General features: G+C 72.2%; 6 protein-coding genes. 1 reads left to right on the plus strand and 5 read right to left on the minus strand.

Features of this window, described 5'->3' with window-relative positions; genetic code table 11:
- The 4 genes from WDV86_RS09980 to WDV86_RS09995 all read right to left on the minus strand — a co-directional run.
- On the minus strand, positions 1 to 447 hold a 447-nt coding region (locus WDV86_RS09980), incomplete at its 3' end, for a hypothetical protein (RefSeq protein ID WP_339567473.1).
- A gap of 47 nt (positions 448 to 494) precedes the next feature.
- Positions 495 to 1,076 (minus strand): DUF6318 family protein, encoded by a 582-nt coding sequence (locus tag WDV86_RS09985; RefSeq protein WP_339567474.1) that lies wholly within the window; start codon positions 1,074 to 1,076, stop codon positions 495 to 497.
- Between the two features lie 171 nt (positions 1,077 to 1,247).
- Positions 1,248 to 2,612: an aspartate aminotransferase family protein gene (locus WDV86_RS09990; protein ID WP_339567475.1), complete on the minus strand. Its 1,365-nt coding sequence runs from the start codon at positions 2,610 to 2,612 to the stop codon at positions 1,248 to 1,250.
- 49 nt (positions 2,613 to 2,661) lie between these two features.
- On the minus strand, positions 2,662 to 3,759 hold the full coding sequence (locus WDV86_RS09995; protein WP_445263019.1) for an ABC transporter substrate-binding protein: 1,098 nt from the start codon (positions 3,757 to 3,759) through the stop codon (positions 2,662 to 2,664).
- Positions 3,760 to 3,974: 215 nt separating this feature from the next.
- Between WDV86_RS09995 and WDV86_RS10000 the strand changes: the two genes are divergently transcribed.
- Positions 3,975 to 4,136, plus strand: coding sequence for a hypothetical protein (locus WDV86_RS10000; protein WP_339567477.1), 162 nt, complete (start codon positions 3,975 to 3,977; stop codon positions 4,134 to 4,136).
- A gap of 107 nt (positions 4,137 to 4,243) precedes the next feature.
- Here the strand turns inward: WDV86_RS10000 and WDV86_RS10005 are convergent, their stop codons facing one another.
- A complete protein-coding gene (locus WDV86_RS10005; protein WP_339567478.1) occupies positions 4,244 to 4,516 on the minus strand; it encodes a hypothetical protein in 273 nt (90 codons plus the stop codon).
- Positions 4,517 to 4,958: the final 442 nt, after the last annotated feature.

Raw genomic sequence — 4,958 nt, forward strand, 5'->3', positions numbered from 1 at the left:
TAGGACGACGGGCTCGCCGCCGTCGGCTGGCTCGAGGTCTGCGGCCTCGGTGGGGCCCACGCAGACGCGTCCCTGCTGGACGTAGTCACCGGCTGCCGCACCATTGACGGCGTCGGCCACCCAGTTGAAGAAGAGCCTCTCGCCGGGTGGGCAGAGCGCCGTCGGTTGGGTGGCGCACTCGTTGACCATGCCGAGGTTCGGGTTCTCCCCGCCGCAGGCGGGCAGAAGCCGCGAGACGTGCGTTGGCGCCTCCGGCGGGGCTTGTCCCGTCCCGCCCGCTCCGTTGGTTATCTGCCCCGTGCCCACGTCCTCGGACTGAGGGGGCTGGTACTTGGCGGGGCGCTCGAGCAGGCCTTTCAAGTCAGCGCTGTCGCGGTCGAAGCGTGACGAGACATCCGGAAAGCCCCGGGAAGCTGCCGCCGCCACGTCGTGCTGGACCAAGGTCATTGCACAGAGACCTACTGCGAAAGTGATCGCTGCGCGTGATGTTGGCATCACTCGCCGAGCCCATACATGAGCCACCCGCCGTCTACGCGGACGATCACCGCGCCGAGCGCGATGTCTTCGCCCTCGGTCTCGCCGACCACGTCACCGTTGGCGTCGATCACGCGACTGGCTTCTTGTCGAGTTGCCAGGGCGACGAGGACGTTGCCCGTCCCGTCCGGCGCGGGAGCTACGGAGTCGATGACCTCGACCTGCCCGCCGTCGATGCGGTGCCCAGCAGGCAGGTTGTCGAAGTCTTCGACGAAGGAGTTGCAGACCTCGCAGTCCGGTCGACTCGCCGCCTCGAGAGGGCCGGTGTCGTTCGTGCGGTAGGCGTAGTTCAGCGTGTCGTACCAGTGCCGGACGAAGGCCTCTGCCCCGGCAGCGTCGTTGGTGGTCGCCTCGGGGGGCAGCGTCGGCGCTGTCTCGGTCGGTGCTGGGTCGGGCGCGGTCGATGCCTCGGGCGGCAGGGACGTGGTCGGTGCGGGCGCCGCCGATGTCGGCATGGGCGCGCCCGGCTCTGGCTCGCTGATGCAGCCGCTGAGGGTGAGGGCGGCTGCAGCGAGGAGGGCGAGGGGTCCCGAACGGCGCACCCGCCGACGCTAACCAGGTCCGGTCACCCCGATCGGGTGAAGCACGCTCCCCTGTGGATGACGTCGCGTGGTGAGTGACTCTGTGGATGGGAGGGCTCAGTCGCGGCGACTCCGACGCCCGGGCGGCCGTTCAAGTCCTCGGCTTCATGGGGCCCCCGGATCGCCGAGCACCTAGCCCTGGGCGGCGTCGACGGCCTCCAGGGCGGTGAGGAGGACGCCGAGGCCCTCGCGCGCCTCGTCCTCGGTGAGGGTCAGCGGCGGGGCGATGCGGATGACGTTGCCGTGCAGGCCGCCCTTGCCGATGAGCAGCCCGCCGGCGCGCGCCTGCTCCAGCACCGCCGCGGCGGCGGCGGGGTGCGGGGCGTAGCCGTCGGCGCCGACGAGCTCCAGCCCGATCATCAGGCCCTTGCCGCGGACCTCGGCGACGAGGTCGAGCCGCTGCGCGGCCGCGCCCAGCCCATCCTTGAGCAACGCCCCGAGCCGGGCGGCGTTGTGCTGCAGGTCGTGGTCGAGCACGTGGTCGAGCACGGCGTTCGCGGCCACGGTCGCCACCGGGTTGCCGCCGAAGGTGGAGATGCCGTTGGCGTCCAGGCAGTCCATGACGTCTCCGCGCGCCACGACCCCGCCGATGGCGTACCCGCCGGCCAGGCCCTTGGCGAAGGTCAACATGTCCGGCACGACGCCGGACGCCTCGATGCCGAAGAAGGTCTCGCCCGTGCGACCCCACCCGGTCTGCACCTCGTCGCTGATGAAGAGGGTGCCCGTCTCGTCGAGCACCTCCTTGTAGGCGCCGAGGAGCCGGTCCGGCGGGACGGCGAAGCCACCGACGCCCTGCACGGGCTCGGCGATGAGGCACGCGACGTCCCCCGCCGTCGCCACCGCCAGCAGCTCGCGCAGGTCGGCGACGCACGCGTCGACGTAGGCGTCGTCGTCCATCCCGCGGAAGCTGCTGCGGAACCGGTACCCGCCCTGCAGGTAGGTGGTCTGCAGCGGCGAGAAACTCGACGCCGACCACGAGCGGTTCCCCGTGATGCCGACGGTCGCGAAGCTGCGCCCGTGGTAGCTGTTGCGCAGCGCCAGCACCTGGTTCGAGCGCCGGTAGGTCATGGCGAGCAGCAGCGCCGCCTCGTTGGCCTCGGTGCCCGAGCTCGTGAGGAAGACCTTGGCGTCGGGGATTTTCGAGAGCCGGGCGATCTTCTCGGCGAGCTCGACCTGGCTGCGCAGCAGGTACAGCGTCGAGGTGTGCACGACGCCGCGGCTGATCTGCTTGGTGACGGCCTCGCGCAGCGCCGGCAGGTCGTAGCCGACCATGTTCGTGAGGATGCCGCCGAAGAAGTCGAGGTAGGTGCGCCCGCGGCTGTCGGTGACCCGGTTGCCCGAGCCGCTGACGAGCTCCAGCGGCTCCTCGTAGTACAGCGAGGTCCACGACGGCGCCACCGCCCGGTGGCGGGCCAGCAGGTCGTCGGCCGGCTCGCCGGAGGCGTGGGTGCCGCCCCGCGCGGGCTCGACCTCGGGCCGCTCCGTCGTGCTCGTCATCGTGTCCCCTGCTTCTCGTGGGCCTGCCCCCTCGTGGGCCCGCCGCCCATCAGGCGCCACCCTCCTCGAGGGTGACCTCCACAGGCTCGTACCCCTCGCCCGTGACGTCCAGGCCCATCTCCACGAGGGCCGCCTGCGCCTGGTCGACGTAGGTGTTGGTCCAGGCGTCGTCGTCGGGCTCCTGCGACAGGACCGTGGCGCCGTCGGCGTTGCGCGTGGCGAGGGAGGCCTCGACCGTCTGGTCCCAGGCGTCCTGCGTGATGGTGCCGATGCCCTCGGGGGAGGGCCAGACGAGCTGGTTGACCTCGTTGACCTGCCACAGCTGGTGGCTCGCCCCCAACGTGGAGCCGCGCTCGACGACGATGTCGCGGCACTCCTGCACGTTGTCGCGGCAGTAGATCCACCCCTGCAGGCTGGCGGTGAGGAAGGCGACGGTCTGCTCCTCGTACGCCGGGTCCGCCAGCCGCTCCGTGCTCGCCCAGACGGCGTCCTGCAGCATCGCGGTGCCCACGTCGTTCCAGTCCAGGACGGTGAAGTCGTCCTCCTGGTACAGCTCGCCCGTCGCCGGGTCGACGGCCTCGAGCACCTGGGCGTACTCGTTGTAGGTCATCGCCTGCGCGGCGTCGATGTCGCCGTTGAGCAGGGCCTGCATGTCGAACTGCTGCTGGACGAGGGTGACGTCGGTGGCCGGGTCGAGCCCCGCCTCGGTCATGCCGGCGAAGAGCTCGAACTCGTTGCCGAACCCCCAGTTGCCGACCGTGCGGCCCTCCAGGTCGGCGACGTCGTCGATGCCGGCGTCGGCGAAGGAGACCTGCAGCGTGCCCGAGCGATGGAAGACCTGGGCGACGTCGGTGATGGCGGCGCCCTGCTCGCGCGACGCGAGCGCCTTGGGCACCCAGGCGATGGCGTAGTCCGCCTGCCCCTGGGCCAGGACGGTCTGCGGGACGATGTCCGTGCCGCCCTCGGCGATGGTGACGTCGAGGCCCTGGTCCTCGTAGAAACCCTGGTCCAGCGCGGCGTAGTAGCCCGCGAACTGGCCCTGGGTGAACCACTGCAGCTGCAGCGTGACGGGCGTGAGGTCGCCGTCGGTGCTCGGCCCGTCGGCGTCGTCCGTGCCCGGGCCGGTCTGGCTGCACCCGACGAGCACGAGCGCGGCGGCTCCGGCGGTGGTGGCCCGCGTCGCCCCGGACCTGGCGGGACGGCGGGGCCGCTCGTGGCGGGCCGGGCGGCGGGAGTGGGGCACGGGACCTCCAGGGCGGGGCGTCAGGCCGAGGAGCAGCAGTCTGCGGCCCGTCGCCCTCGCGTGGGTCGGGTCGCCATCAGTCGGGGTCGCGTCGGTCGGGGTCGGACGACGTCCTGGACGTGGCGATCCGCGCCACCCCCGAGGCCATCTGCGCGGCGCTGGACCCCCAGCCTGGCGACGTCCTGCGGCGCGAGCCGGGGCCCGAGGAGCCGGGGGACGGGCCTGGCGACGACGAGGACCGCCGTGGAGCACCGGCGCCGGAAGTCTTTCGTGAGCGCTGAGAGGCGCGCGTCCGTCGGTTGACCTCGTCAGCCGGTGGCGCCTGCGCGATGTGGCGCCTCCAGCCAGGTGATGTCTCTCACCAGGTGATGTCTCCCACCAGGTGATGTCAGGGGCCGCCGAGGACTGTGACGACGAGGACGATCGCGGGCAGGAGCAGTACCGCCACGAAAGCGTTGGCGGTCGTCAGCCGCCACGAGAAGCCGACGAGGCCAAGGCCGGTCCCCAGCAGGCCGAGCAGGACGACGGCCAGCATGGCCACGGTCGGCGCCTCCGGGGCCACCAGGTGCGCGAGAGGCAGGCCTGCAGCCAGCAGGGAGGCTGCGACGAGCGTCGCGATCGAGCCCCGCGCGGCCGTGCGGCGGGTCCTCGGGGAGGTCATGGCGGTGCTCCAAGGTGGTCGACGCCGCCGGGAGTCTTATGACCGGGGCGCCGGTGGGATCAGGCGGTGGGATGCCGGGCCTGCGAGGTGGCCGCGTCCGGGTCAGGCAGGCGACGCCGGGCGGAGGCCTCGGGGACGTCGCCCGCCGGGAAGGTCCGCCATGCGGCGACCGTAGCGACGAGCGGGCGCCGGGCGGTGGTGATCTCCGCCGCGGCCCCCGTTGGGGCCGCTCGTGGTCGAAGGGGGCCGCGGCTGGGCGTCTGGGGACGCGGAGACGGGTGAAGTGGCATGGATGCCACGGTTGGGCGTCCCCAGTCGCCGGTGCGGGCGACGGGACGGCTCCCGACGCCCTCCCACGCGATCGTTCACACGTTCGAGTGAACCTGCGTCGTCGCAGGTCGGAGACCCGCCAGGGCATCTGTGGCGGGGTCTGGTTGTCGGT

It is taken from the genome of Pseudokineococcus sp. 1T1Z-3 (assembly GCF_037482365.1).
GTDB lineage: Bacteria > Actinomycetota > Actinomycetes > Actinomycetales > Quadrisphaeraceae > Pseudokineococcus.